The 23,536-nt window shown below is 47.8% G+C and carries 23 protein-coding genes and 4 pseudogenes; 13 read left to right on the top strand and 14 right to left on the bottom strand.

The window, feature by feature from the left end; translation table 11 throughout:
- Positions 1 to 39: 39 nt before the first annotated feature.
- The 3 genes from kdgA to zwf form a co-directional block, all read right to left on the bottom strand.
- Positions 40 to 681 (bottom strand): bifunctional 4-hydroxy-2-oxoglutarate aldolase/2-dehydro-3-deoxy-phosphogluconate aldolase, encoded by a 642-nt coding sequence (gene kdgA, locus FDW87_RS15205; protein ID WP_016152768.1) that lies wholly within the window; start codon positions 679 to 681, stop codon positions 40 to 42.
- A 34-nt stretch (positions 682 to 715) separates the two neighbouring features.
- Positions 716 to 2,527: a phosphogluconate dehydratase gene (gene edd / locus FDW87_RS15210; protein WP_016152767.1), complete on the bottom strand. Its 1,812-nt coding sequence runs from the start codon at positions 2,525 to 2,527 to the stop codon at positions 716 to 718.
- A gap of 232 nt (positions 2,528 to 2,759) precedes the next feature.
- Positions 2,760 to 4,235 carry a glucose-6-phosphate dehydrogenase gene (zwf, locus tag FDW87_RS15215; protein ID WP_003034896.1) on the bottom strand — a complete coding sequence of 492 codons (1,476 nt, stop codon included), beginning with the start codon at positions 4,233 to 4,235 and terminating at the stop codon, positions 2,760 to 2,762.
- 368 nt (positions 4,236 to 4,603) lie between these two features.
- On the opposite strand from zwf, the gene FDW87_RS15220 reads away from it, so the two are divergent.
- Both FDW87_RS15220 and pyk read left to right on the top strand, forming a co-directional pair.
- On the top strand, positions 4,604 to 5,473 hold the full coding sequence (locus FDW87_RS15220; RefSeq protein WP_019076523.1) for a MurR/RpiR family transcriptional regulator: 870 nt from the start codon (positions 4,604 to 4,606) through the stop codon (positions 5,471 to 5,473).
- Between the two features lie 118 nt (positions 5,474 to 5,591).
- Positions 5,592 to 7,034, top strand: coding sequence for a pyruvate kinase (gene pyk, locus FDW87_RS15225; RefSeq protein WP_016152765.1), 1,443 nt, complete (start codon positions 5,592 to 5,594; stop codon positions 7,032 to 7,034).
- 44 nt (positions 7,035 to 7,078) lie between these two features.
- Here the strand turns inward: pyk and lpxM are convergent, their stop codons facing one another.
- The 3 genes from lpxM to znuA all read right to left on the bottom strand — a co-directional run bounded on the left by lpxM (position 7,079) and on the right by znuA (position 10,449).
- Positions 7,079 to 8,050 carry a lauroyl-Kdo(2)-lipid IV(A) myristoyltransferase gene (lpxM, locus tag FDW87_RS15230; protein ID WP_016152764.1) on the bottom strand — a complete coding sequence of 324 codons (972 nt, stop codon included), beginning with the start codon at positions 8,048 to 8,050 and terminating at the stop codon, positions 7,079 to 7,081.
- A gap of 119 nt (positions 8,051 to 8,169) precedes the next feature.
- Positions 8,170 to 9,489 (bottom strand): murein DD-endopeptidase MepM, encoded by a 1,320-nt coding sequence (gene mepM / locus FDW87_RS15235; protein ID WP_016152763.1) that lies wholly within the window; start codon positions 9,487 to 9,489, stop codon positions 8,170 to 8,172.
- A 15-nt stretch (positions 9,490 to 9,504) separates the two neighbouring features.
- On the bottom strand, positions 9,505 to 10,449 hold the full coding sequence (znuA, locus tag FDW87_RS15240) for a zinc ABC transporter substrate-binding protein ZnuA (protein WP_019076521.1): 945 nt from the start codon (positions 10,447 to 10,449) through the stop codon (positions 9,505 to 9,507).
- Between the two features lie 78 nt (positions 10,450 to 10,527).
- Here znuA and znuC point away from each other — a divergent pair, with 78 nt between their 5' ends.
- From znuC to FDW87_RS15255, 3 genes and pseudogenes are all read left to right on the top strand, one after another.
- Positions 10,528 to 11,283, top strand: a complete 756-nt coding sequence (znuC, locus tag FDW87_RS15245; protein ID WP_016152761.1) for a zinc ABC transporter ATP-binding protein ZnuC — start codon at positions 10,528 to 10,530, stop codon at positions 11,281 to 11,283.
- Positions 11,280 to 12,065 carry a zinc ABC transporter permease subunit ZnuB gene (znuB, locus tag FDW87_RS15250; protein WP_103766149.1) on the top strand — a complete coding sequence of 262 codons (786 nt, stop codon included), beginning with the start codon at positions 11,280 to 11,282 and terminating at the stop codon, positions 12,063 to 12,065. The genes znuC and znuB overlap by 4 nt, the downstream gene beginning before the upstream one ends.
- 291 nt (positions 12,066 to 12,356) lie before the next feature.
- Positions 12,357 to 12,620, top strand: a pseudogene (locus FDW87_RS15255) (SOS response-associated peptidase family protein); the annotation flags it as partial.
- A gap of 338 nt (positions 12,621 to 12,958) precedes the next feature.
- On the opposite strand, the gene FDW87_RS15260 reads toward FDW87_RS15255, so the two are convergent.
- Positions 12,959 to 13,354, bottom strand: a complete 396-nt coding sequence (locus FDW87_RS15260) for a YdeI family stress tolerance OB fold protein (protein WP_016152759.1) — start codon at positions 13,352 to 13,354, stop codon at positions 12,959 to 12,961.
- Between the two features lie 140 nt (positions 13,355 to 13,494).
- Between FDW87_RS15260 and FDW87_RS15265 the strand changes: the two genes are divergently transcribed.
- The 3 genes from FDW87_RS15265 to FDW87_RS15275 are packed head-to-tail and all read left to right on the top strand — an operon-like array spanning position 13,495 to position 14,981.
- On the top strand, positions 13,495 to 13,998 hold the full coding sequence (locus FDW87_RS15265; RefSeq protein ID WP_016152758.1) for a hypothetical protein: 504 nt from the start codon (positions 13,495 to 13,497) through the stop codon (positions 13,996 to 13,998).
- Positions 13,999 to 14,007: 9 nt separating this feature from the next.
- The gene (locus tag FDW87_RS15270) at positions 14,008 to 14,454 is read left to right on the top strand and encodes a DUF421 domain-containing protein (protein ID WP_075847167.1); all 447 of its coding nucleotides are present in this window, start codon (positions 14,008 to 14,010) and stop codon (positions 14,452 to 14,454) included.
- Positions 14,455 to 14,462: 8 nt separating this feature from the next.
- Positions 14,463 to 14,981, top strand: coding sequence for a 2-oxo-tetronate isomerase (locus FDW87_RS15275; RefSeq protein WP_016152756.1), 519 nt, complete (start codon positions 14,463 to 14,465; stop codon positions 14,979 to 14,981).
- A gap of 47 nt (positions 14,982 to 15,028) precedes the next feature.
- Here FDW87_RS15275 and FDW87_RS15280 read toward each other — a convergent pair whose 3' ends face one another.
- From FDW87_RS15280 to FDW87_RS15290, 3 genes are all read right to left on the bottom strand, one after another.
- The gene (locus FDW87_RS15280) at positions 15,029 to 15,535 is read right to left on the bottom strand and encodes a ferritin-like domain-containing protein (RefSeq protein WP_016152755.1); all 507 of its coding nucleotides are present in this window, start codon (positions 15,533 to 15,535) and stop codon (positions 15,029 to 15,031) included.
- A 24-nt stretch (positions 15,536 to 15,559) separates the two neighbouring features.
- Entirely contained in the window at positions 15,560 to 16,057 is a 498-nt protein-coding gene (locus FDW87_RS15285; RefSeq protein ID WP_016152754.1) for a ferritin-like domain-containing protein, read from the bottom strand.
- Between the two features lie 92 nt (positions 16,058 to 16,149).
- Positions 16,150 to 16,335, bottom strand: coding sequence for a general stress protein (locus FDW87_RS15290; RefSeq protein WP_016152753.1), 186 nt, complete (start codon positions 16,333 to 16,335; stop codon positions 16,150 to 16,152).
- A 339-nt stretch (positions 16,336 to 16,674) separates the two neighbouring features.
- Here FDW87_RS15290 and FDW87_RS15295 point away from each other — a divergent pair, with 339 nt between their 5' ends.
- From FDW87_RS15295 to FDW87_RS21205, 3 genes and pseudogenes are all read left to right on the top strand, one after another.
- Entirely contained in the window at positions 16,675 to 17,583 is a 909-nt protein-coding gene (locus tag FDW87_RS15295; protein ID WP_016152752.1) for an SDR family oxidoreductase, read from the top strand.
- A gap of 318 nt (positions 17,584 to 17,901) precedes the next feature.
- Positions 17,902 to 18,159 carry a hypothetical protein gene (locus FDW87_RS15305; RefSeq protein ID WP_016152751.1) on the top strand — a complete coding sequence of 86 codons (258 nt, stop codon included), beginning with the start codon at positions 17,902 to 17,904 and terminating at the stop codon, positions 18,157 to 18,159.
- 537 nt (positions 18,160 to 18,696) lie between these two features.
- Positions 18,697 to 18,792: pseudogene (locus tag FDW87_RS21205) on the top strand (SOS response-associated peptidase); the annotation flags it as partial.
- A gap of 114 nt (positions 18,793 to 18,906) precedes the next feature.
- On the opposite strand, the gene FDW87_RS15315 reads toward FDW87_RS21205, so the two are convergent.
- Positions 18,907 to 20,448, bottom strand: a complete 1,542-nt coding sequence (locus FDW87_RS15315; protein ID WP_153647147.1) for an EAL domain-containing protein — start codon at positions 20,446 to 20,448, stop codon at positions 18,907 to 18,909.
- A 284-nt stretch (positions 20,449 to 20,732) separates the two neighbouring features.
- On the opposite strand from FDW87_RS15315, the pseudogene FDW87_RS15320 reads away from it, so the two are divergent.
- Positions 20,733 to 20,875: pseudogene (locus FDW87_RS15320) on the top strand (DinI-like family protein); the annotation flags it as partial.
- Positions 20,876 to 21,002: 127 nt separating this feature from the next.
- On the opposite strand, the pseudogene FDW87_RS15325 reads toward FDW87_RS15320, so the two are convergent.
- Positions 21,003 to 21,131 (bottom strand): annotated as a pseudogene (locus FDW87_RS15325) (helix-turn-helix domain-containing protein); the annotation flags it as partial.
- A 60-nt stretch (positions 21,132 to 21,191) separates the two neighbouring features.
- Between FDW87_RS15325 and FDW87_RS15330 the strand changes: the two are divergent.
- Positions 21,192 to 21,275: a tail fiber assembly protein gene (locus FDW87_RS15330; RefSeq protein WP_306299935.1), complete on the top strand. Its 84-nt coding sequence runs from the start codon at positions 21,192 to 21,194 to the stop codon at positions 21,273 to 21,275.
- Here FDW87_RS15330 and FDW87_RS15335 read toward each other — a convergent pair.
- Positions 21,247 to 21,828: a tail fiber assembly protein gene (locus FDW87_RS15335; protein WP_137379904.1), complete on the bottom strand. Its 582-nt coding sequence runs from the start codon at positions 21,826 to 21,828 to the stop codon at positions 21,247 to 21,249. The two genes, FDW87_RS15330 and FDW87_RS15335, sit on opposite strands and share 29 nt — an antisense overlap.
- Positions 21,828 to 23,432, bottom strand: coding sequence for a tail fiber protein (locus FDW87_RS22735; protein ID WP_371415029.1), 1,605 nt, complete (start codon positions 23,430 to 23,432; stop codon positions 21,828 to 21,830). The genes FDW87_RS15335 and FDW87_RS22735 overlap by 1 nt, the downstream gene beginning before the upstream one ends.
- Positions 23,433 to 23,536 lie beyond the last annotated feature (104 nt).

Genomic DNA, 23,536 nt, shown 5'->3' on the forward strand with positions numbered 1-23,536 from the left:
CTCGCAGGCCCGGTAATTATTACCGGGCATTTTACGCAATTACAGCTTCGCGCCTTCAACTGCTTCACGAGCCAGCTTGGTAATGCGTGCGTAATCGCCAGCTTCCAGGGCATCTGCCGGAACCAGCCAGGAACCACCGATGCACAGCACGCTTTTCAGTGCCAGGTAATCACGGTAGTTCGCTGGCGAAATACCGCCGGTTGGGCAGAAACGGACCTGAGAGAACGGACCCGCAATTGCCTGCAGCGCTTTAGTACCGCCGTTGGCTTCCGCCGGGAAGAATTTGAACTCTTTCAAACCGTAGTCCATACCCAGCATCAGTTCAGAAACGGTGCTGATGCCTGGGATCAGCGGAATAGTGCCTTCAGTTGCAGCTTTCAGCAGCGGCTCGGTCAGACCCGGGCTGATAGCAAACTGCGCACCCGCTTCAGTGACTTCAGCCAGTTGCTGTGGATTCAGTACGGTACCCGCACCAACGATAGCGTCGGGAACTTCTTTTGCGATCGCGCGAATGGCATCCATCGCACATGCGGTACGTAAGGTCACTTCCAGAACGCGCACGCCCCCTGCAACCAGCGCTTTTGCCATTGGCACCGCGTGTTCCAGTTTATTAACCACGATAACCGGTACAACCGGGCCCGTGGTCAGGATTGCTTCTGCACTTGTCTTCCAGTTTTTCATCAGAGTTTTCTCTCGCCTGATTACAAAATAAGTCTTAAAAAGTGATACAGGTTGCGCCCTGCTCCGCACCGGACAGCTTTTCACGCAACGCGCTGAACATTTCACGTCCCGTACCCACGCGCGATGCGCTGAGATCAGGAATGTGTGGCTGACGGGAGGCAAGTTCCTCTTCATCCACCAGCAGCGTCAATTCACCTGTCTGTCCATTCACACGAATGATGTCGCCATCGCGTACTTTTGCCAGCAGCCCGCCATCATAGGCTTCCGGGGTTACATGGATTGCTGAAGGCACTTTACCTGAAGCACCTGAAAGTCGTCCATCGGTAACTAACGCAATTTTGAAACAACGGTCCAATAATACACCAAGTGGCGGCATGAGTTTATGTAATTCTGGCATTCCGTTCGCTTTTGGTCCCTGATGGCGCACAACCACCACGCAATCCCGGTCAAGCAGACCCGCATCGAACGCGGGTAAGACATCATGCTGACTTTCAAAGACAACTGCCGGCGCTTCAATAATCTGGTTTTCTACCGGTACCGCCGACGTTTTCATCACCGCACGCCCGAGATTACCGCTCAGCACTTTGGTGCCGCCGTGGTGGGAGAATGGTTGGTCAAAGGTGGCGATCACGTTGTTGTCCAGAGACTTCACCGCCCCTTCGCGCCAGTCCAGTTCACCCTCGTTAAGCCACGGTTCCATGGTGTAGCGGGATAAACCGAATCCGGCAACGGTGTTCACATCTTCATGTAGCAGACCCGCATTAAGCAGTTCACGCATTAACACCGGTACGCCACCCGCGGCCTGGAAGTGGTTAATATCTGCTGGACCATTCGGGTACAGACGCGCCATCAGCGGCACGATATCGGACAGATCGGAGAAATCATCCCAGTTAATCAGAATCCCGGCCGCACGCGCCATAGCCACCAGGTGCATCGTATGGTTGGTAGAGCCCCCGGTCGCCAGCAGCGCCACAATACCGTTCACTACCACTTTTTCATCGATCATTTTACCGATCGGCATCCATTCATTGCCATTGCCGGTCAGGCGTGTTACCTGACGGGCTGCTGCCGCTGTCAGCGCTTCACGCAGCGGCGCATCAGGATGTACAAATGAGGAGCCAGGCAGTTGCATACCCATAAACTCCACCACCATCTGGTTAGTATTCGCCGTGCCGTAGAACGTACAGGTACCCGGAGCGTGATAAGACGCCGCTTCGGATTCAAGAAGCGCCATGCGATCGACTTTACCTTCAGCATACAGCTGACGGATACGCACTTTTTCTTTGTTCGCCAGACCGCTCGCCATCGGACCGGAAGGAATAAAGATTGACGGCAGATGACCAAATGACAGCGCAGCCATTACCAGACCCGGGACAATTTTGTCGCATACGCCGAGGAACAACGCGCCGTCGAACATGTTGTGGGAAAGGCCCACTGCAGCAGACATCGCAATCACTTCACGACTGAGCAGCGAAAGCTCCATCCCATCCTGCCCCTGGGTCACACCGTCGCACATTGCAGGTACACCGCCAGCAACCTGGCCTACTGCATTGGCTTCATGCAGTGCTTTACGAATGATGGCCGGATAGTGTTCATACGGCTGATGCGCGGAAAGCATGTCGTTATAGGAGGTAATGATCGCGATATTGTTACGCAGCATGCTTTTCAGCGAGGCCTTATCGTCCGGCTGACACGCAGCAAAACCATGCGCCAGGTTACCGCATGCCAGTTGCGAGCGATGAACGGTAGTTGATTTCGCTTGTTCAATACGGGCGAGGTAGGCGGAACGTGTGTCACGAGAACGTTCGACGATACGTTGTGTTACGCGTAACAAATTCGGATTCATAGAGGCTCCTAAAATTTATCTGTCAGAGCGTTGGATCAACAATGTGTTTCAGTTGGGTAAAAATAGCTGAATCGCTTGTTGGCCGTAGCTCAGGGGCAAAATCGTTTCAGGCAGTGTAATAAAAAAAGCCCCGCGGGTGAATCCACGCGGAGCCTAAAAGTGCAAAAATTATTCTACAATCTGTGTTAGATCATGTTACCGGTAAAATAACACCTATGGGCTAGATGATATTTTACTCGAATTCGTTCCAGGAACGACCATCTCGGGTAATCATCGCCACAGAAGCAACCGGGCCCCAGGTCCCTGCCTGATACGGCTTCGGCGCGTCGTTGTCCATCGCCCAGGCTTCGGTAATTGAGTCGACCCACTTCCATGCTTCTTCAACTTCATCACGACGCACAAACAGCGCCTGTATTCCGCGCATTGTTTCGAGTAGCAGGCGCTCATAGGCGTCGGCAAGGTGCGTCTGGTTGAAGGTTTCGGAATAGCTCAGATCAAGCTTGGTAATTTGCAGATTATGCTTGTGATCCAGACCCGGCACTTTGTTCAGTACCTGGATATCGACACCTTCATCAGGCTGCAAACGGATGGTCAACTTGTTCTGCGGCAGATCCTGCCAGGATTCTCTGAACAGATTCAGCTCAGGCGTTTTGAAGTAAACCACCACTTCAGAGCACTTCGTCGGTAAACGTTTACCGGTACGCAGGTAGAACGGAACTCCCGCCCAGCGCCAGTTATCGATATCCACACGGATCGCCACAAACGTTTCCGTGTTGCTGCTCTTGTTCGCGCCTTCTTCTTCCAGATACCCCGGCACTTTTTTGCCCTGGGCAAAACCCGCGGTGTACTGACCGCGAACCGTTTTTTCACGTACGTTCGAACGATCGATACGACGCAGCGATTTCAGTACCTTCACTTTTTCATCACGAATGCTGTCGGCGCTCAGATCGGACGGCGGAGACATCGCAATCATGCACAGGATCTGCAGCAGGTGGTTCTGAATCATGTCGCGCATTTGACCTGCCTGGTCAAAATAGCCCCAACGGCCTTCAATACCCACTTCTTCCGCCACGGTAATTTCTACGTGATCGATAGTGCGGTTATCCCAGTTGTTCACAAACAGGGAGTTGGCAAAACGCAGTGCCAGCAGGTTCAGGACCGTCTCTTTGCCAAGATAGTGGTCGATACGATAAACCTGACACTCTTCGAAATACTCGCCGACCTGATCGTTGATTTCACGGGATGTTGCCAGCGACGTACCCAGCGGTTTTTCCATCACAACACGGGCTGGTTTAGCATTCAGCTTTGCTTCACCCAGGCCTTTGCAGATCGCGCCAAAGGTGCTCGGCGGCATCGCGAAATAGTTAATGGTGGTACGTGATTTTTGATCCAGCATTTCGCCCAGACGGCTAAACGCGGCGGTGTCATTGACGTCCAGATTACAAAACTCCAGACGACCGCTGAGAGTCTCCCACAAACCTTCGTCGATTTTTTCTTTCATGAAGGTTTCGAGCGCTTCACGCACAACCTTGGTATAGGCTGCTTTGTCCCAGTCGGCACGCCCTACCCCAATGATACGGGTTTCCGGGTTAATCTGGCCGGCCTTTTCCAGTTGATACAGGGAAGGCAGCAATTTCCGCCGCGCCAGGTCGCCCTTCGCGCCGAAAATGACCAGATCACATGCCTGGGCTGTTTGCGTTACCGCCATGTCATTCTCCTCAATTAAGTGCCTGGTGCTTTTGCCAGACACTGGTTGTAATTTTATTACAGTGCACTGTACTGCTTTTACGTGAATCCGGAAACCGTAAACGCTTATCCAGCCGTGCTGTTACCGCGAACAGTCGCTTTATGGGCGTTTGCCGTCGCAAATTGGACAAAAAAGTCATCTTTTTTCGTACCCCTGAAGACGTAAGAAAACCCGACTCCGATCATGTAATGAAAAAAAACAACAACTATTCTGTCCATTTTGCCCCGTTGCTGCATTAGCAGGGGTAATATCTATACACGAAATTATGCCCCGATTTCTCCGTATCATTGAAATCGTTTTTGCCCATGACCCATGAGTCTACCTACATCATGAATATGCTGGAAAAAATCCAGTTAAAACTGGAACAGTTGAGCAAGTCAGAGCGTAAAGTCGCCGACATTATTCTTGCCTCTCCCGAGCGGGCAATCCATTCAAGCATCGCCACACTTGCTGTTGAAGCCAATGTCAGCGAACCGACAGTGAACCGTTTCTGTCGCAGCATGGATACCCGCGGCTTCCCTGATTTTAAACTGCATCTGGCGCAAAGTCTGGCAAATGGCACCCCTTATGTTAATCGCAATGTGGATGAGGATGACAGCGTAGAATCTTACACGGGGAAAATCTTCGAGTCAGCGATGGCAAGCCTCGACCACGTCCGCCAGTCTCTGGATAACGCAGCGGTAAACCGGGCAGTAGATTTATTAACTCAGGCGAAAAAAATTGCCTTCTTTGGCCTCGGTTCTTCTGCCGCAGTGGCGCATGACGCAATGAATAAATTTTTCCGGTTTAACGTACCGGTAATCTATTCCGACGATATTGTTCTGCAACGCATGAGTTGCATGAATTGTAGCGACGATGACGTCATTGTGCTTATTTCTCATACCGGAAGAACCAAAAGTCTGGTGGAACTGGCGCAGTTGGCGCGGGAAAATGACGCCATGGTTATCGCCCTCACCTCTCCCGGCACGCCACTGGCGCGTGAAGCAACGCTGGCAATTACTCTCGATGTACCGGAAGATACTGACATTTATATGCCCATGGTCTCTCGACTTGCTCAACTGACCGTGATAGATGTGCTGGCTACAGGATTTACTTTGCGCCGTGGGGCAAAATTTAGAGATAACTTGAAGCGTGTCAAGGAAGCGCTCAAGGAATCGCGTTTTGATAAAGAATTACTCATCAAGAGTGATGACCGCTAAAAGCAATAACAATGTTCTACCCTTTTATCATCCGGGTCGTTCATTTACCGTTAATATTTGAGAACGACCGGATTAATGTTCACGCAACACCAAGTTGTTTCAGTCAACGGAGTATTACATGTCCAGAAGGCTTCGCAGAACCAAAATCGTTACCACGTTAGGCCCGGCAACTGACCGCGATAATAACCTTGAAAAGATTATCGCCGCGGGTGCGAACGTCGTACGTATGAACTTTTCTCACGGCTCTCCAGAAGATCACAAACTGCGGGCGGATAAAGTCCGTGAAATTGCCGCAAAACTGGGACGTCATGTAGCTATTTTGGGTGACCTGCAGGGACCTAAAATCCGCGTATCAACCTTCAAAGAAGGTAAAGTATTTCTTAACGTTGGCGACAAGTTCCTGTTAGACGCCAACCTCGGCAAAGGCGAAGGCGACAAAGAAAAAGTCGGTATTGATTATAAAGGACTGCCTGCTGACGTCGTCCCGGGCGATATCCTGCTGCTCGACGACGGCCGCGTACAACTTAAAGTGCTGGAAGTTCAGGGCATGAAAGTCTTCACCGAAGTTACCGTCGGTGGCCCGCTGTCCAACAATAAGGGCATTAACAAACTGGGCGGCGGTCTCTCTGCTGAAGCCCTGACCGAAAAAGACAAAGCCGACATCGTCACCGCCGCGCAAATCAGCGTTGACTATCTGGCCGTCTCCTTCCCGCGCTGCGGCGAAGATCTGAACTATGCCCGCCGTCTGGCGCGCGACGCTGGCTGCGATGCGAAAATTGTCGCCAAGGTAGAACGTGCAGAAGCCGTCTGCGACCAGAATGCGATGGATGACATCATCCTTGCCTCCGACGTGGTGATGGTGGCGCGTGGTGACCTGGGCGTTGAAATTGGCGATCCTGAGCTGGTAGGTATTCAGAAAGCGTTGATTCGCCGCGCACGTCAGCTGAACCGTGCGGTCATTACCGCCACGCAGATGATGGAGTCGATGATCACCAACCCAATGCCGACCCGTGCGGAAGTGATGGACGTGGCTAACGCCGTCCTCGACGGTACCGATGCCGTTATGCTCTCTGCAGAAACTGCAGCAGGTCAGTACCCGGCTGAAACCGTCGCGGCTATGGCGCGCGTCTGTTTGGGTGCTGAGAAGATCCCGAGCATCAATGTTTCTAAACACCGCCTTGACGTGCAGTTTGATAACGTTGAAGAAGCGATTGCCATGTCAGCGATGTATGCCGCTAACCACCTGAAAGGGGTCACCGCTATCATCACAATGACGGAATCCGGTCGTACTGCGCTGATGACCTCACGCATCAGTTCTGGTCTGCCGATTTTCGCGATGTCTCGTCATGAACGTACGCTGAATCTGACTTCCCTGTATCGCGGCGTCACCCCGGTTCACTTTGACAGCGAAACTGACGGCGTCGTTGCCGCCAGTGAAGCAGTGAACCTGCTGCGCGATAAAGGCTATCTGGTTTCCGGCGACCTGGTCATTGTGACGCAAGGCGATGTCATGAGCACCATTGGCTCAACGAATACCACGCGTATTCTGACCGTCGAGTAACGCCCCGTTTGAAGTAAAAAAGCCTCTCGTTTGAGAGGCTTTTTTTATTTCTTCGGATAAAGATCTTTGCGCTTATAAGGCTCAATTTCACCGGGTTTGCGCGTCTTAAGCAGTTTTAGAATCCAGGTGTATTGCTCGAGATGCGGCGTCACAAAGATTTCCACTTCTTCGTTCATTCGTCTGGCAATGGTGTGATCATCCGCCGTCAGGATGTCATCCATCGGAGGACGAACCTGAATCGTTAAGCGATGCGTTTTCCCATTGTATACCGGGAACAGCGGCACCACACGGGCGTGACACACCTTCATCAGGCGGCCAATCGCCGGTAACGTGGCTTTATAGGTAGCAAAAAAATCCACAAACTCGCTGTGCTCAGGGCCATGGTCCTGATCCGGCAGGTAGTATCCCCAATATCCCTGACGTACAGACTGAATAAACGGTTTGATGCCATCATTACGCGCATGCAAACGACCACCGAAACGACGACGCACCGTGTTCCAGACAAAATCGAATACCGGATTTCCCTGATTGTGGAACATCGCAGCCATTTTCTGTCCCTGGGAAGCCATCAGCATCGCTGGGATATCTACGCCCCAACCATGAGGAACCAGAAAAATCACTTTTTCATCGTTGCGACGCATCTCTTCGATGATTTCCAGCCCCTGCCAGTCAACCCGATGCTGAATTTTTTCCGGGCCGCGTATGGCGAGTTCCGACATCATGACCATCGCCTGAGGTGCAGTCGCAAACATCTCATCGACAATAGCTTCACGCTCAGCTTCGCTGCGCTCAGGAAAGCAGAGGGATAAATTGATCAGTGCTCTGCGACGCGAGCTTTTTCCCAGCCGCCCGGCCATTCTTCCGAGCTTTGCCAGAATTGGATCGCGAAATGATGCCGGCGTTAACGAAATACCTGCTATCGCCGCCACACCAAGCCATGCACCCCAGTAGCGCGGATGGCGAAATGATTTGTGAAACTCTGGGATATATTCAATATTCTTTTTTTTCGTTTCCATGCTCTTCCAGTGTCTGGTGCGGCGAAAAGTAGATCTGCTGATAGTGTAGCGGCGCGCGATGCGCCGTACAAAATAAAAAAGCCGGCACGCATAGCGTACCGGCTCTGTCAGCGTGTGAATTAATCGAAACGCAACTGAGGAACAACCTCTTTCACCTGTGCCAGGTAATCGGTGCGATCCGACCCGGTCAGACCTTCTGTGCGCGGCAGTTTCGCCGTCAGAGGATTCACTGCCTGCTGGTTGATCCAGACTTCGTAGTGCAGATGCGGACCCGTAGAACGCCCGGTATTGCCAGACAGCGCGATACGATCGCCACGTTTCACTTTTTGTCCTGGTTTGACCAACAACTTACGCAGGTGCATATAACGCGTGGTATAGGTGCGACCATGACGAACCGCAACATAGTATCCGGCTGCGCCGCTGCGCTTGGCTACAACCACTTCGCCATCACCCACCGACAGCACCGGCGTCCCCTGCGGCATCGCAAAGTCGACACCTTTGTGCGGCGCAACGCGTCCGGTCACCGGGTTCAGACGACGCGGGTTAAAGTTGGAAGAGATGCGGAACTGCTTAGCCGTCGGGAAACGCATGAAGCCTTTCGCCAGTCCGGTACCGTTGCGGTCATAGAACTTACCGTCTTCAGCACGGATTGCGTAATAATCTTTACCTTCAGAACGCAAGCGGACGCCCAACAGTTGGCTTTGCTCACGTTTACCGTCCAGCATTTCGCGAGACATCAGTACCGAGAACTCATCGCCTTTTTTCAGTTTGCGGAAATCCATCTGCCACTGCATGGCCTTAATCACTGCGCTGATTTCAGAGCTGGTCAGTCCGGCATCTTTGGCACTGGCGACGAAGCTTCCGCCCACGGTGCCTTTGATTCGGCTGTTAACCCAATCGCCCTGCTGCATTTCGCTGCTCATTTTGAAACCCGTCGCGGTGCGATCGTAAGTACGGGTTTCACGACGGGAGACTTCCCAGGTCAGGCGCTGCAAGTCACCTTCCGCGCCTAACGTCCAGGAAAGTTGCTGACCAATTTTCAGATTACGCAGTTGTTTGTCGGAAGCCGCGAGTTGGCTGATGTCACCCATATCGATGCCGTACTGATTCAGAATACTGCTCAGCGTATCGCCCGTGGAGACGACATACTCATGCACGCCGGCTTCACCAGACGTTTTGTCATCCAGTTCGTCCTGTGGGATAGCTTCGTCTTCCTGAGCGGCCTGATCGATAGGTTCGCTGGCCTCAGGCAATAGTGAACGAATCTCGCTTTTTTCCAGCTCGATAGTTTTGACGATAGGTGCAGAATCAGGATGGTAAACATAGGGCCGCCAGACAGCGACGGCCAATGTCAGTACGGTAAGCGACCCCAGCATAACGCGATGGGGCCGCGGCAGATTATTAAATGCCAGAGCGACAGAGCGGGCTATCTGTTGCACGTAATCACTTCCTCATTAATCTCCTTTCAGGCAGCTCGCATACTGGTTGGCTAATTGGTTCAAAAACGCTGAATAGCTTGTTTTACCCAGTTTGATATTCGTTCCGAGCGGATCCAACGTTCCCATTCGAACGGATGTCCCTCTCGCGACGGCTTCAACGACCGCTGGCCTGAACTGTGGCTCAGCAAAAACGCAGGTTGCTTTTTGCTCAACCAACTGTGTTCTTATTTCATGTAAACGCTGCGCACCAGGTTGAATCTCAGGGTTCACGGTAAAGTGACCAAGCGGTGTTAGTCCGTAGTGTTTTTCGTAGTAGCCATAGGCGTCATGAAAAACGAAGTAACCTTTTCCCTTGAGCGGCGCGAGCTCGTTACCTACCTGCTTATCGGTTGCGGCTAATTGTGCCTCAAAATCCTTCAGGTTGGCGTCAAGTTTGGCTCGACTTTGCGGCATAAGTTCCACTAATTTTTCATGGATTGCAACCGCTGAGGCCCGTGCTATCTCTGGGGAAAGCCAAAGATGCATGTTGTAATCGCCGTGATGGTGATGCTCGTCACTTTTTTCACTGCCGGCATCATTATGTCCATGATCGTCATCATCGTCGTCAGCACCTTTCATGAGTAACGGTTTCACGTCATTGAGCTGCGCAATCGTTACCTGTTTTGCGTTAGGAATATTCTTGACTGATTTTTCCATAAACGCTTCCATCTCAGGTCCAATCCAAACGACTAAGTCCGCGCCCTGTAAGCGTTTTACGTCTGAAGGACGCAATGAGTAATCGTGTTCGGAAGCCCCGTCAGGCAACAGAACCTGGGTGTCAGTAACCCCGTCAGCAATGGCTGAAGCGATAAACCCCAGCGGCTTAAGAGAAGCCACGACAGCGGCATTTGCCGACTGTGTTGCACTACCCCAAAGAGCAGCGGATAATGCTGCGAAAAGAAGCGTATTTTTATGTAACATAATGCGACCAATCATCGTAATGAATGTGAGAATTGTGATATTATAACATTCTATAACTTCTGCAAGACTAAAATTGATATGACGACTTTGGTTTCACTGGAAAATGTCTCGGTCTCTTATGGTCAACGCCGCGTCCTCTCTGACGTATCGCTTGAACTTCGACCCGGTAAAATATTGACGCTTCTCGGCCCAAATGGTGCCGGGAAATCTACGCTGGTGCGCGTTGTATTAGGGCTGGTAGAGGCTGATGAGGGAGTTATCAAGCGTAATGGTCGATTGCGGATTGGCTATGTGCCGCAAAAACTGTACCTCGATACGACGCTTCCGCTGACGGTAAGTCGGTTTATGCGCCTGCGTCCCGGCACCAAAAAAGAAGATATCCTTCCGGCACTGAAGCGTGTTCAGGCCGGACATCTGATGAATGCGCCGATGCAAAAACTCTCTGGCGGGGAGACACAACGCGTCCTGTTGGCCCGTGCTTTATTGAATAAACCTCAGCTACTGGTGCTTGATGAGCCAACCCAGGGCGTGGATGTCAATGGGCAGGTCGCACTGTACGATCTTATCGATCAGTTGCGACGTGAACTGGATTGCGCCGTACTGATGGTTTCTCATGACCTGCATCTGGTGATGGCAAAAACCGATGAGGTACTGTGCCTGAACCATCATATTTGTTGTTCTGGTGCGCCGGAAGTGGTTTCCATGCACCCGGAATTCATCTCAATGTTCGGACAACGCGGTGCCGAACAACTCGGAATTTACCGTCATAATCATAATCACCGCCACGATTTACAGGGTCGTATCGTCTTACGCCGGGGAAATGGTCACTCATGATTGAATTGTTATTACCCGGTTGGTTAGCCGGGATCATGCTGGCCTGTGCCGCTGGCCCACTCGGCTCGTTTGTGGTCTGGCGTCGAATGTCTTATTTCGGTGATACGCTGGCCCACGCTTCGCTACTGGGGGTCGCCTTTGGCCTGCTGCTGGATGTAAACCCTTTCTATGCAGTCATCGTCGTCACCTTGATGCTGGCAGGCGGTCTGGTATGGCTGGAAAAACGCCCTCACCTCGCGATTGATACCTTACTGGGCATTATGGCCCACAGTGCACTGTCATTAGGCTTAGTTGTCGTCAGCCTGATGTCCAACATCCGTGTGGATCTGATGGCCTATCTGTTTGGTGATTTGCTCGCCGTGACGCCAGAAGATCTTATCTCCATCGCCATTGGGGTGGTTATCGTTCTGGCGATTTTGTTCTGGCAGTGGCGCAACCTGCTGTCGATGACCATCAGTCCGGATCTGGCATTTGTGGATGGCGTGAAGCTGCAACGCGTTAAGCTACTGCTGATGCTGGTCACAGCATTAACTATTGGCGTGGCGATGAAATTTGTCGGGGCGTTAATTATCACCTCGCTGCTTATTATCCCTGCGGCAACCGCCCGTCGCTTTGCCCGTACGCCAGAACAGATGGCAGGGGTTGCCGTTGGTGTGGGAATGATAGCGGTTACAGGCGGGCTGACCTTCTCGGCCTTCTATGACACCCCGGCAGGTCCTTCCGTGGTGCTGTGTGCTGCACTGCTGTTTATCTTCAGCATGATGAAAAAACAGGCGAGCTAATGCGTATTTTAGCCGGATGGAGGCTATCGCCTTATCCGGTTTTTTATTTCATGAGCGAAATGACTCCCTTCCCGCGGTTTATTAAATGTTTATCCCCACAGCCACATAATCAGCGTTAGACTATAAAATTGATTTTGTAAATTTAGCAATTACAGTCAATTACCATAAAATCAATCAGTTAATGAAAAATCGCCTTGGACAATTTCGGGCAATGTGAGTCATTTCATCGCCCCAAATCATGCCCCGAACTGATTTTTGCCCCCAAATTTGCCCCCAAAAATTAACAATCGATGGTGGTCTAAGCTGCCGCTAATTTATGCACGTTCTGAAACTGCAACCATCAGCAGAATGTTTAAACCACTCTGGCAGCATGGCCGTGTAATTTGCTTAGCTGATGGCTGGTAAGAATGGAAAAAGGAAGACGACAAGAAACAGCCTTGCTTTATTCATCGGGCCGATGGTGCCGTACCGGCTGATAAATTTATACGACACGCGGTGACGCGTGCCGTTGGAAATGTGAAAAATCAGGGGCCCCAGTTAGCTCAACCAATGTGACGCAGCATTACATTGCCAAATTCATAGCTACCATTTGATATAATTGAAATTATCATGCTTTCTACTTTCAAAAACAGCCAGTGGCTACCTTTTACAACTCATTGATTATCTAAACTTTGATTTTAGTTTTGGGGAAGAGTTTTCGCCAAGAATCCAAGTTTTTCGGCGGCACATTCAACGCGCTACCACTATTGGCAAACCTCGATGATAAAGCTTTTACTGCCGCTGAAGTCCGCTATGAGCGATAAGCAGACCTTAGGATAGTTCTTCTGGTATGCCATACCACGCTTCCAGCATGGGTTACTCTGCGTCGGGAAATTTGCAGAGCAGTAGTAATGTTACTTTTGTATTCTGTTAACGCGAACCACAGGAGGTTGCGTTTTGGTGTCAAGACTGCCGTTAATACTGATCATTTGATCGGGTTTTACCGTGCGACCGTCAAAGACAGAAAGTGGAATCAGTGTATAAATACTGCCGGTTTTGTCACGAAAAACAAATTTATCTCCACCTTGACCATCAATCAGATTCCCGCGCAGGGAGATGGTTGCACCATCATGCATACTTTTGGCTTGTTGAACCGTCATGATTCGCGCATCTTCTGTACCCCGGTACCCCTCATCCAGAGCGTGTGGTGGTGGCGGCGCAGTATCTTTTTTCAGTCCACCATTGTCATCGTCAGCGAAAACTGTCGGGATTAAAAAACAATATATTAATGGTATCACGTATAATTTCATTCCGTCCTTACCTCAGTAACAACTTGACTTATTAAGTCTGGTTGCTATTCCTTAATCTGGCAAACTGGAACTGTCTTAAAAATTAATATCGTTACAAATCATCTAACTGGCGAGATACAAGCAAAACAGAGAGGTCAAACATGCCCAGAAAAAAACAGACAGTCCCCGGCATTGAAGAAAGTCATTACTTTCTGAATTTTGAGTCGAAATTTCATAAGGTTGGATTCGCTGTTTTACTCATTATTATTTCCCTGGCGGTATTAGGTGTTTTTTCGGATGGTTATTTCAGTAATGCCGTGAGTAAGAATACTACCGGAGAAGTGACACTGGATTTTGAGCGATTTGGTCGTTTGCAGACAGAGTTTAAATTAAAGATCTCGACTACAGGTCAACATTCTGAGGGGAACATTTATCGTATTGGTGGAGATTTCAATGCTTTCTATGAAACAGAAAATATCTGGCCTCTACCTGACAGAATGTACAGCAAGGGAGATGATCTGTACCTCGTGTATAATGCCAATAAAAAACAAGAAAATATATCAATCTGGTTACTTGTTACACCAGTAAAACCCGGAAGCGCCATGAGTGTGATCCAGTTAAATTCCGGCCCTGAAATTCGTTTCAGTCAGTTTATTTATCCATAGGAGATCATTATGGAAATGGTGCTGAGAGCCTTAGCAATTTATCTTATTTTACTCGTCGTATTTAAGATTGTTGGACGCCGCGCATTATTACAAATGACCAGTTTCGACCTGATTTTATTATTGATTATTAGTGAAGCCACACAACAGGCATTACTTGGCAATGATTTTTCCATAACAGGGGCGATGCTCACCATTGTCACTTTGGTAGTGATCGATATATTTTTCGGATTCATTAAAAAACAGATGAGCGGCGCTGAATCTGCTCTTGATGGCTCACCGGTGATTCTGCTGGACCACGGCGAACCGTTAATGGAGAAAATGAAAATGGTTGATGTCTCTCTCGATGATATTCTGGTGGCTGCACGCCAGAGTCAGGGCATTACGGAACCAGGGAAAATTAAGTATGCAATCCTTGAGCGTAATGGCCATATTTCAGTCATTCCTGATGAGGATTAAGGGGGGAAATGAAAAAATCAGCGTACAACAAAACCAAAACCACTGGCGAGTTAACAAAACAGATCGCGAATACGTTCATTGACAGCGGATTATCCTTAACCACAGCTGAATCTTGCACGGGTGGACGTCTGGCTGCTGCGCTCTGCGCAGAGGCAGATACCGCCGCGTTTTATGATATTGGCATCATTACCTTTAGCAACAGTGCAAAACAGAAAATGCTTGGTGTGCAGGCCAGTACGCTGGAGAAATATACCGCTGTAAGTGAACAGACGGTGATAGAAATGTCTGAAGGCGCCCGGGTACGCGCCGGAACAGATATCAGTATTGCCATTAGCGGCTATGCGGGGCCTGACGGCGGAGAGGATGGTACTCCCGCGGGTACAATCTGGTTTGCGTGGAATTTCCGCGGGCAGATAGTAACAAAACGAACCATTTTCTCCGGCAGTTGTCAGGATGTCATTGAAAAAGCGATCTGTTATAGCCTTGAGGTTTTAGTGGAAGAAGTTTCAGCCTGGCAACGGCACTGACTGTGGTTTGTCAGTGCATGCATTGCCAGAAATAGTCTGAAAAGAACTTATTTTTTCGCTTCGACGCCGTTTGCATCAGATCTCAAAAGGAACTGCGCCGTCGTGTTCGGGAGATGCTTAAGAAGCCAGTCAGCCATATCGAGTTCTTCCGCCAGAATTGACTTTATGGCAGGTATGGACGCGGTGTCACCCGCTTTCTCAGCAGCAACCAGGAGCGAGGTATAACAAGCTATTTCAAATTGTTCAAATACATAGCCGCTGATCGCTCCCTTTACAATTTCATCAGAGGGTAACATGCCTCCAATCGACTGGCCAAACGCGGCCATTTTACTCATCGAGTCTTTTAGTACAGAACGCGAGATATCATTTCGCTTAAGAATCTCTTCCAGCACGGTAATCTGTCGTTTTGTCTCGGTCAGGTGTTGCTCTATTCTGGCACGTAAATCAGGATAATTATCGATACGGCCTGCCATTGATTCCAGCATGGATTCCGCTTGCTTTTCCATCGCATGCGCATCCCGTAGCCAATCATGGTAATGCTCAATATAATTCATCGTGATTTCCTCGAGTCAGTAATTTTATTTTTTCTCGGCCTTTTTATTGATATTGCCTACCGCAAGGTCGGTGAGTTTCAGGTCGGTATCTTTTTCTTCCTTAAGTGTTTCCGCGAGAAGTTTCACCGCTTTTTTATAACCCAGTTGTTCCGCTAGGGTGGCCAGAGTGCCGTAACTGGCTATCTCATAGTGCTCTACTTTCTGTGCCGCAGCGATTAACGCCGCATCGCGAACTTCATTTTTTTCAGTGCCTTCTATGGCCTCATTAGCTTCTTCAATCAGTCCTTCCATAGCCACGCATTTGATACGTTTAAGCTTAATTTCCGGCTCTTGTTCAAGGATTTGGTCTATACGCTCTATTTGCCCCCGAGTTTCTTCCAGGTGTGCATTAAAAGCCGCACTGAGTTTTTCATTTGACGCCGCTCTGGCAAGTTTAGCCAACCCGCGCGTTAATTGTTTTTCAGCACTATAGGTGTCTGAAAGCAGGTGAATAAATACATCTTCAATAGTTTTCATATTCATATGGATTCCTTCAGGGCTAGAGAAATACTGCGAGTCTAATCCAGACCCGCAGGACACTCTTTTTTATTAAAAGATGAGACTGAAACTAATAATCAGGAATTGTCAGACTTACGGCCACCACTGTGACTGTTCTGCCCGCCTTTCTTACCGGCTTCAGATGCACGTTGCGGATCATTTTTGAAGTTTCCCCCGCTGTGCTGACCACCTTTGCGGCCTGCTTCAGATGCTTTATCTCGGTTTTCAGCGAAATTACCGGAACCACCACGATGCTCTGCCATATATCACCTCATATATCGGTTATGCCAGTCAGATACAAAAGTGTATTTCGTACCCGTCGTTGTTCAGTGCTTAACGTTAGCGGTAATCCTGACTTAGTCAAATTTAATTCCGGCATCCACCATTTTTCCACCTTTATTTTTCAATACATTACAAATCTCTCGCTTGGCTTATTTTAAGGCTAACATGATATTAAAGACACGCTAACTCACCGACCACGCACAAAAAAATAAAAAATATTAAAACCAGGATTAATCTGATACGGAAATTATTAAGATACAAGCTGTGAATTTTGATCTACGCTTATTAGCTCTTCCAAGTAAATATAGAGAGGTGATGGAATGGCGGATAAATATAATGAGAAACAGGATACGAATATGACAAATTCAGAACGTTTTCCTGTTCCACCTTTTCCACACCAAAGACAACCTTTTCCGGGACTTGCCGGAAAAATGCAACCACGTCCGGATCATGGTGAAGAAAGTTATCAGGGAAGCGGTCGCCTTACTGACCGAAAAGTGTTAATTACCGGAGGTGATTCAGGAATTGGACGAGCAGTCGCAATTGCTTTTGCACGTGAAGGCGCGGATGTGGCAATCAACTACCTGCCTGATGAAGAAGAGGACGCTCGTGAGGTCGTCGATCTAATTCAGAAAGCAGGAAGAAAAGCCGTGGCACTCCCTGGTGATATCCGTGAAGAGACATTTTGCCAGCAATTGATTAGTCAGGTGGTTAAGACCTTAGGTGGGCTCGATATCCTGGTCAATAACGCGGGTCGCCAGCAATTCTGTGAGTCGATTGAGGAACTTACAACTGATGCCTTTGATGCAACATTCAAGACCAATGTCTACTCGTTATTCTGGATTACTAAAGCGGCACTCCAACATTTATCCCCTGGTAGCGTGATTATAAACACCTCATCAGTTCAAGCCTACGAGCCCAGCGAGATCCTACTGGATTATGCTCAGACCAAAGCGGCTATCGTAGCTTTTACAAAATCGCTGGCAAAACAACTTGCACCGAAAGGGATCCGGGTAAATGCCGTTGCCCCCGGTCCCTACTGGACGGTTCTTCAATGCTGTGGCGGCCAACCACAGGAGAAAATTGAGCAGTTTGGTGCTAATTCACCACTTGGTCGACCTGGTCAGCCTTCGGAAATTGCACCACTATATGTCACCCTGGCTTCCCCAGAGAACAGCTATACGTCCGGGCAGGTCTGGTGTTCTGACGGCGGGACCGGGACGTTATAACGAGTGATTGCACGAGATGAATAACGGGAGAACTAATGATGAAAGCAATGACTTATCATAGCCGTCTTCATGCCCGCAACCACACACTACCTTAACCCGGTATATAAACGCCGTAAGATATTGTTATTCGTGTAACGTAAAGTGCTATCTGTGGTTCGGGCCCCGCATACTTATCGGGGTAAACCCCAGTGCACTTCATGGTGACATCTTTGGCCATGAGTTTATGACAGAGGCCGTTGAGACAAAACCGGAAGTGACAGCGGCCAGTATTGGCGATCGTGTGGTAATACCCTTCTTCCCAGACACCCAGGAGATTAAATGGCTGACTTAAATGAACGCGTTGAAATCCTTGAGAGAAATCTAGACGATTTGAGACTCGACCTTCACGCATCAAAGATTGCTATTAGCGTTTTATCTACTGTGATAAACAGCATGAGTGCTGAACCTGGAGTACTTGAAAGATCTTATGATCAAGCCAAAAGTTCTGGTCCTCTTGTAAAATTCAATCATCCAGTAGAGGAAGGTTATGAGGATAAACTTACGGAGAGAATATTAAATATACTCTCGTCTACCTAAAACAAGCTTAACTAATCCAAAACTACCCCAGAGGATAAGCGGAATATCCTCTTAGGGTGAACGCATTCCGGACTTCCCCAGCCGGGGACAAACCGACCATAGCGGTGGGGTTCAGATATGCGCAATAATCCCTTCAATGAAAAATCTGAGCACAATAGTTACGTACGAACTGTCTGCTCATGGCACATAGCAGCCCTTAAGCGGTAACTCGCCATCATGGGGTGTCGGGGGGGCGGAGGTTCAAATCCTCTCGCGCCGACCAAAAATCCTTTAATAACCAGCCTGTTACGGCTGTTTTTTTATGTCTGTTTTCTGAAAGGGGAAGCTTCGGGGAATTACTGGGAAAAAGTCCGTCAAATGTTGTCTATTAATCGCTCTCGAACACAATGATTAAGGCCCCCTTCACTTTCGGAATTCATCAATTCACAAAGAAATCATTCCGATTTATTTTACAAGCTCCGTTTAAATCTTTAACGGTGCGCACCACTTTTTCTTACTGCCCAATACTTTTAGTCTGACATATGGCTGGAGGTTTCTATGTGTGGACGCTTTTCACAGTCAATGACACGAGAGGACTATCTTGCCCTGCTCGCTGAAGAAGGTGAACTCGACATTCCATACAATTTTGAGCCAACTAGCTGATTGAATGCGGCAAGATATCAAAATCCTTCTGCAGCTAAATTTATATAGCTCGCGGTTACGCGTGTTATATAGAATGTGAAAACAATGAAAATAAAGTAATAACTATTAAGGCAAATTGGCATCCTCGACTAATTTTGTCAATTTATCTATAGATAACGGCTTTGAGTAATACCATCCCTGTACACCGCACTCAGGGAACATTTCAGTTAAATAATTAACCTGAGTTGATGTTTCCACACCTTCGAATACGACCTTATGAGTTATATCTTTAAAAATCTCTACCAATCCTGATAATAAATTATTACTTATAGAGTATTCATCGATAGAGTCTGTAATTGATTTATCAATTTTAATTTCATCTATTTGTAAACTTGACAGCCAGTTTAAATTTGAATAGCCCGTCCCGAAATCATCAATGGCTATTGAAATACCTTTATCATTAAATAAAGAAATTACCTTTTGGAGTGAATTTAGATCCGCACTCTGTCTTTCTGTTAATTCCATCATTATCATTCCGGGCTTTATATTTAATTCATCGATCATCTGAAACACTTTTCTTTGAAAAGATTCAGACAAAAGGTCTTGTGAACTAACATTAATGCTTATAAAGACATTAAATTTTTCAGAAAGGGACCTAGCTTCTTTTACTACCATTCGAAATACAAGATTACTTACATCTTGAATTAAATTATGTCTCTCTGCAATAGGGATAAAAATATCAGGAGGAATGCTACCAATATCATGGTCATCCCATCTAATTAGTGCCTCTACACCAATAACCATACCGGTTTTTATTTTATAAATAGGTTGATATACAAGATATAATGATTCATTTCTTATGGCATTTTTTAATCTTGATACTAATGATTGTTTGCGTGCAACCTTTTGATTATAAACAACACCTAAAAGAACACCTGTTACAATAGATGTAAATGCAATCAACAATATCATTAACCAATTATCGAAACTCACCCACGGAAATTTAACTCCTCCCATGACACAGATGTCATGTTTTCCATTACAACTTTGCGTAGTAATAAGTCCTAACTGATAGGATTTATCATGTTTAGCCTCCTCAAGCAGATCGACCAGTTCACCAAACCTAAACAAATGAAGAGAATGATCTCTATTGCCGACAATTGCTGAAAATCCTTTCTCTTCATGGTCTGTAGCAAATCTGTTAAAAGCAAATGGTGAAATCGTTATAGCTAATTTTTGGTTGCTTAGTAAATCAGCTTTAACATTATTTTCCAACAACACGCCAAAAAACCACGTCAAGTTATCCTTTTCAACTTTTCTATCGTATATGTTGAGTAATAATGGTGCTGGCAACTTTCCCCACAACGCAGTACAAGTAATTGCCCCATTAGAAATAAATGATATATCCTTTATAAGTGCATAAGGCCATAGAGCGATTCTTACAGCATGAAGCTGTAGTTCACTACAGGGACTATAAGCATCAAACATCTCATAACCATCATTTATTTCATCAATCTGTTGAATGAGACTAACACTTCTATTCAATACTCGTTCTGTATATGAACCGATACGCTCCTTATATATATAATAAGTAGAAATCTCAGTTAACGACAAAAACAGCAAAAATGAAAATGTGATTGATATCACATAGGGCTTAAGTGTAGTCAATTTGTAGTTCTTTATCACACAAACCTCTTAATATATCCTAACCCTTTGTGACAACATACATTCCACTATCAATATACAATGTTGAACATACAATTAAAATAGATTATCGGCAACAATAGTTGTTTCTTTATACTTTCCATTAGAAACTGACATCATACTATAGTACAAAACTATATAAGTGAGATTTATGTCTCCATTTCAATCAAGTACATGTCTCCCTACATGTACAAACATCGTGAACATGATAGCATTCAAGGGGGCTGAGTATGATGAGAGAGCGTTCTTCCCCCGATGCTGGTGTTCGGGTAAAACCGCTCATGACACTGCCGGCGATCAACACTGACGCCAGCAAGTATGGGAAGGAACAGATTAGCTGTACTGTTCAGGAAATGTTTGAAGAGGCTGATTGTGGCTGGTTTCAGATTAAACGCCTTGAACCATCATATTGCTTAAGTACAATCCGCCGTGACTGGCAATCATTCAATACTCGCACTATCGAACGTTCGCCAGTTCGCCGCCGCCCGTTCTCGCATACGACGACGCGTGGCGTCTTCTCAACACCGCGCAGGTAATTTTTTGTATAGCGTCGACACCCCTACATCATAAATTATAGCCAAACGTTTTCTTGACTCACCTGCAGCAATCAACCTTCCAGCCTGAGCCCACTCTTCTGCGGTTAACTTTAGTCCTCTTGCACAAAAGACATCGATATATCAGCCAGCGAGGAAACAGAACTGGCGGCGTTGCGAAGCTATCGAACTGAATTACGTCGCATCGATTTGTCTTCCGCCCCTGATATTAACTGGCCTGAATATTCGGTTGAGTAGGCCATTCTGGATTTGAGGTATCTACCCGGTTAAGCAAGACACGGTATTTCTTCCACTCCAGTAAAAGTGCGGTTTCAACCTTCGTTGCCATGCCCAGATCAACAGCATCCTGTAAGGGGGCTATAGCGGATGTTGCGACCGCCAGAAGATTTATTTTTTCCTGTTCGGCCAGCATCAGAAGATGTTTATTTTCCGCATCGGTATCGTGGACCCACTGTGCTCCATCCCACTTAACAAAATGGCCTTCCGGCGCGACGGAAACAACATCGTCAGGTAACTTACCTAACTGGTCAATCGTGGTAGTTTTCCCGGTTTGAATGTCGTAGACAATTTTCCCGCGATGGTCCTCAACCAGTGACCATTTTTCTGACTTAAGATTAAATACAGCGACAAAACCGGCCTTCGCTGGCGGCGGAGAAATATTGGTACTGTAAGCAGGTAATCCGGTATTAGCAGGGATAAACCCTTCACATTTCCCAATATATTCATTTGTATCTGCACGAAGATTGTAGAGAGTAATAGTCCGATTTTCTCCGGTCATTTCAAAAGTCATCAGGCAAGCCTCACAATATAGTTAAACGCAATATTTTTGACAGTGTTTTCCGCGTTACCAGAAGCGTTAACAGTGACGGAGTGTCCGTGTGAACCAATAGCAATGGAGTGTGCATGAGCGCCAATTGCAACAGAGTGCGCATGGTTACCCGTAGTGTTTGTGACGCCAGACCAGGTTCTGGAAGCGTTAAAGTTTACAGGAACACCATAAGTAAAATTAGAACCTGTAAAACTTTTAGCCGCTGTAGAGCCACCAAGTGTAAATGTTCCACTTGCTGTATAGAAGCTACTATTATCACTTCTGAAGTAACCGAGAGTACCAGTAATTTCCATAGTACCTCTGTTGTGGTTATGGTCACCGGTAGTGTTTGAAGTCTTAGTGCCGTAATCAAACGATGATGTGGTTTTAGTTCCCAAATCCGTACTGGATGCGCTGGCTCCGTGGGTATGCGATATAACACCATCCTGTTCATATGAAAGTGCCGCACGACCGTTCGGTTTACCCTTAATCGTCTGGCCTCGCATATCCGGGATAACACCCGATGGATACGCAATCGCAAGCAATGGATAGGCTGCTTTATCGAAAGGTTGCCCCTGCATTAAAGCATACCCTTGCGGAGTTGTATCAGACGGCCAGGGAATAGGTGCGCCGACCGGAAAAGAATCATCAGGTACCCAGGGAGTCCATGCCTGCGTTGAATGCTTGCTACGTGTATAACTGCGGGATGAATTGTACACGCGGTAAATCTGTGTCACTCCGGCGCTTCTCAGTACCATCAGAGAACCTGCATTATTCTCCGGGTAATTCAGTGCCGTACTGGTATTAACATTCATATCCTGAGCATACAGCCCCGGCGTCTGGAAATTGTCCAGATTTTGGTCTGCACCAATCATCAAGACTTGCCCGTTAAAAATATCCTGTGAGGTGATGTAAATATCATCTGTAAGCGCTTTTTCGTTTACTCTGCGCGTTGAAGGCACCGCGCCAGCTGCTAAATTTATCGTTTCTACCAAACCAAGGTATGTGATAATTTCATTTATTGAGTTTTTAGCAATCAACCCACGCCCGGTCGTCGTCAGATCCGTCAACATCAACGTATTTTTACTGCTAAAAAATGGCAATTTACTTCCGGAGGTAGACAGCCCGGACAGCGACGTCAGTATTTCATTTAGCGGCTGTTTACCCGCTAACGCATTGAGCATCGTGGTTGCAAAATTAGGATCATTTCCTAATGCCTGCGCTAACTCAGCCAGCGTATCCAGAGCTTCAGGGGATGAGCCAACTAATGCAGCAACCGCAGCCTGAACGTACTCGGTATTCGCAATCTGTTTGTTACTGACACTTAATGGCGGCGTGGGGGCAGTTGGAGTCCCTGTCAGATCCGGACTGTCCAGTGGGGCCTTCTGGTTTGCCAGGTCTTTGACTTTTTTAACGGCTTTCGGTGTCGCTGCATAGGCTTCACTGTCGCTGTCGTCATCGCTGCTTAACTGCACAAGCCCTTTCTGCGTGGTGCTGGCGTCTCCTGGCTTCAGACTTTCAGCAATATCCCTCGCTTCATCACGGTATCCCTGTGAGGCTACTGCCGCGCTTTCAGCGCCAGCCATTGCGGCTTCGGCGCGCTGAGTATCATCAGCTACAGCAGCTTTCAGTTGCTCCGAAACCTTGCCTGCGGCTTTCTCCGCAGCGTCTGTCGCCGCTGTTTCAGCGG

The sequence above is a fragment of the Citrobacter sp. wls826 genome, from assembly GCF_005281245.1.
Taxonomy (GTDB): Bacteria; Pseudomonadota; Gammaproteobacteria; order Enterobacterales; family Enterobacteriaceae; genus Citrobacter; species Citrobacter braakii.

Excerpts from the sequence above, each read along its gene's own strand:
- kdgA (WP_016152768.1), bottom strand. The coding sequence starts at position 681 with ATGAAAAACTGGAAGACAAGTGCAGAAGCAATCCTGACCACGGGCCCG.
- edd (WP_016152767.1), bottom strand. The coding sequence starts at position 2,527 with ATGAATCCGAATTTGTTACGCGTAACACAACGTATCGTCGAACGTTCT.
- zwf (WP_003034896.1), bottom strand. The coding sequence starts at position 4,235 with ATGGCGGTAACGCAAACAGCCCAGGCATGTGATCTGGTCATTTTCGGC.
- FDW87_RS15220 (WP_019076523.1), top strand. The coding sequence starts at position 4,604 with ATGAATATGCTGGAAAAAATCCAGTTAAAACTGGAACAGTTGAGCAAG.
- pyk (WP_016152765.1), top strand. The coding sequence starts at position 5,592 with ATGTCCAGAAGGCTTCGCAGAACCAAAATCGTTACCACGTTAGGCCCG.
- lpxM (WP_016152764.1), bottom strand. The coding sequence starts at position 8,050 with ATGGAAACGAAAAAAAAGAATATTGAATATATCCCAGAGTTTCACAAA.
- znuA (WP_019076521.1), bottom strand. The coding sequence starts at position 10,449 with ATGTTACATAAAAATACGCTTCTTTTCGCAGCATTATCCGCTGCTCTT.
- znuC (WP_016152761.1), top strand. The coding sequence starts at position 10,528 with ATGACGACTTTGGTTTCACTGGAAAATGTCTCGGTCTCTTATGGTCAA.
- znuB (WP_103766149.1), top strand. The coding sequence starts at position 11,280 with ATGATTGAATTGTTATTACCCGGTTGGTTAGCCGGGATCATGCTGGCC.
- FDW87_RS15260 (WP_016152759.1), bottom strand. The coding sequence starts at position 13,354 with ATGAAATTATACGTGATACCATTAATATATTGTTTTTTAATCCCGACA.
- FDW87_RS15265 (WP_016152758.1), top strand. The coding sequence starts at position 13,495 with ATGCCCAGAAAAAAACAGACAGTCCCCGGCATTGAAGAAAGTCATTAC.
- FDW87_RS15270 (WP_075847167.1), top strand. The coding sequence starts at position 14,008 with ATGGAAATGGTGCTGAGAGCCTTAGCAATTTATCTTATTTTACTCGTC.
- FDW87_RS15275 (WP_016152756.1), top strand. The coding sequence starts at position 14,463 with ATGAAAAAATCAGCGTACAACAAAACCAAAACCACTGGCGAGTTAACA.
- FDW87_RS15280 (WP_016152755.1), bottom strand. The coding sequence starts at position 15,535 with ATGAATTATATTGAGCATTACCATGATTGGCTACGGGATGCGCATGCG.
- FDW87_RS15285 (WP_016152754.1), bottom strand. The coding sequence starts at position 16,057 with ATGAATATGAAAACTATTGAAGATGTATTTATTCACCTGCTTTCAGAC.
- FDW87_RS15290 (WP_016152753.1), bottom strand. The coding sequence starts at position 16,335 with ATGGCAGAGCATCGTGGTGGTTCCGGTAATTTCGCTGAAAACCGAGAT.
- FDW87_RS15295 (WP_016152752.1), top strand. The coding sequence starts at position 16,675 with ATGGCGGATAAATATAATGAGAAACAGGATACGAATATGACAAATTCA.
- FDW87_RS15305 (WP_016152751.1), top strand. The coding sequence starts at position 17,902 with ATGGCTGACTTAAATGAACGCGTTGAAATCCTTGAGAGAAATCTAGAC.
- FDW87_RS15335 (WP_137379904.1), bottom strand. The coding sequence starts at position 21,828 with ATGACTTTTGAAATGACCGGAGAAAATCGGACTATTACTCTCTACAAT.
- FDW87_RS22735 (WP_371415029.1), bottom strand. The coding sequence starts at position 23,432 with ATGGCTGGCGCTGAAAGCGCGGCAGTAGCCTCACAGGGATACCGTGAT.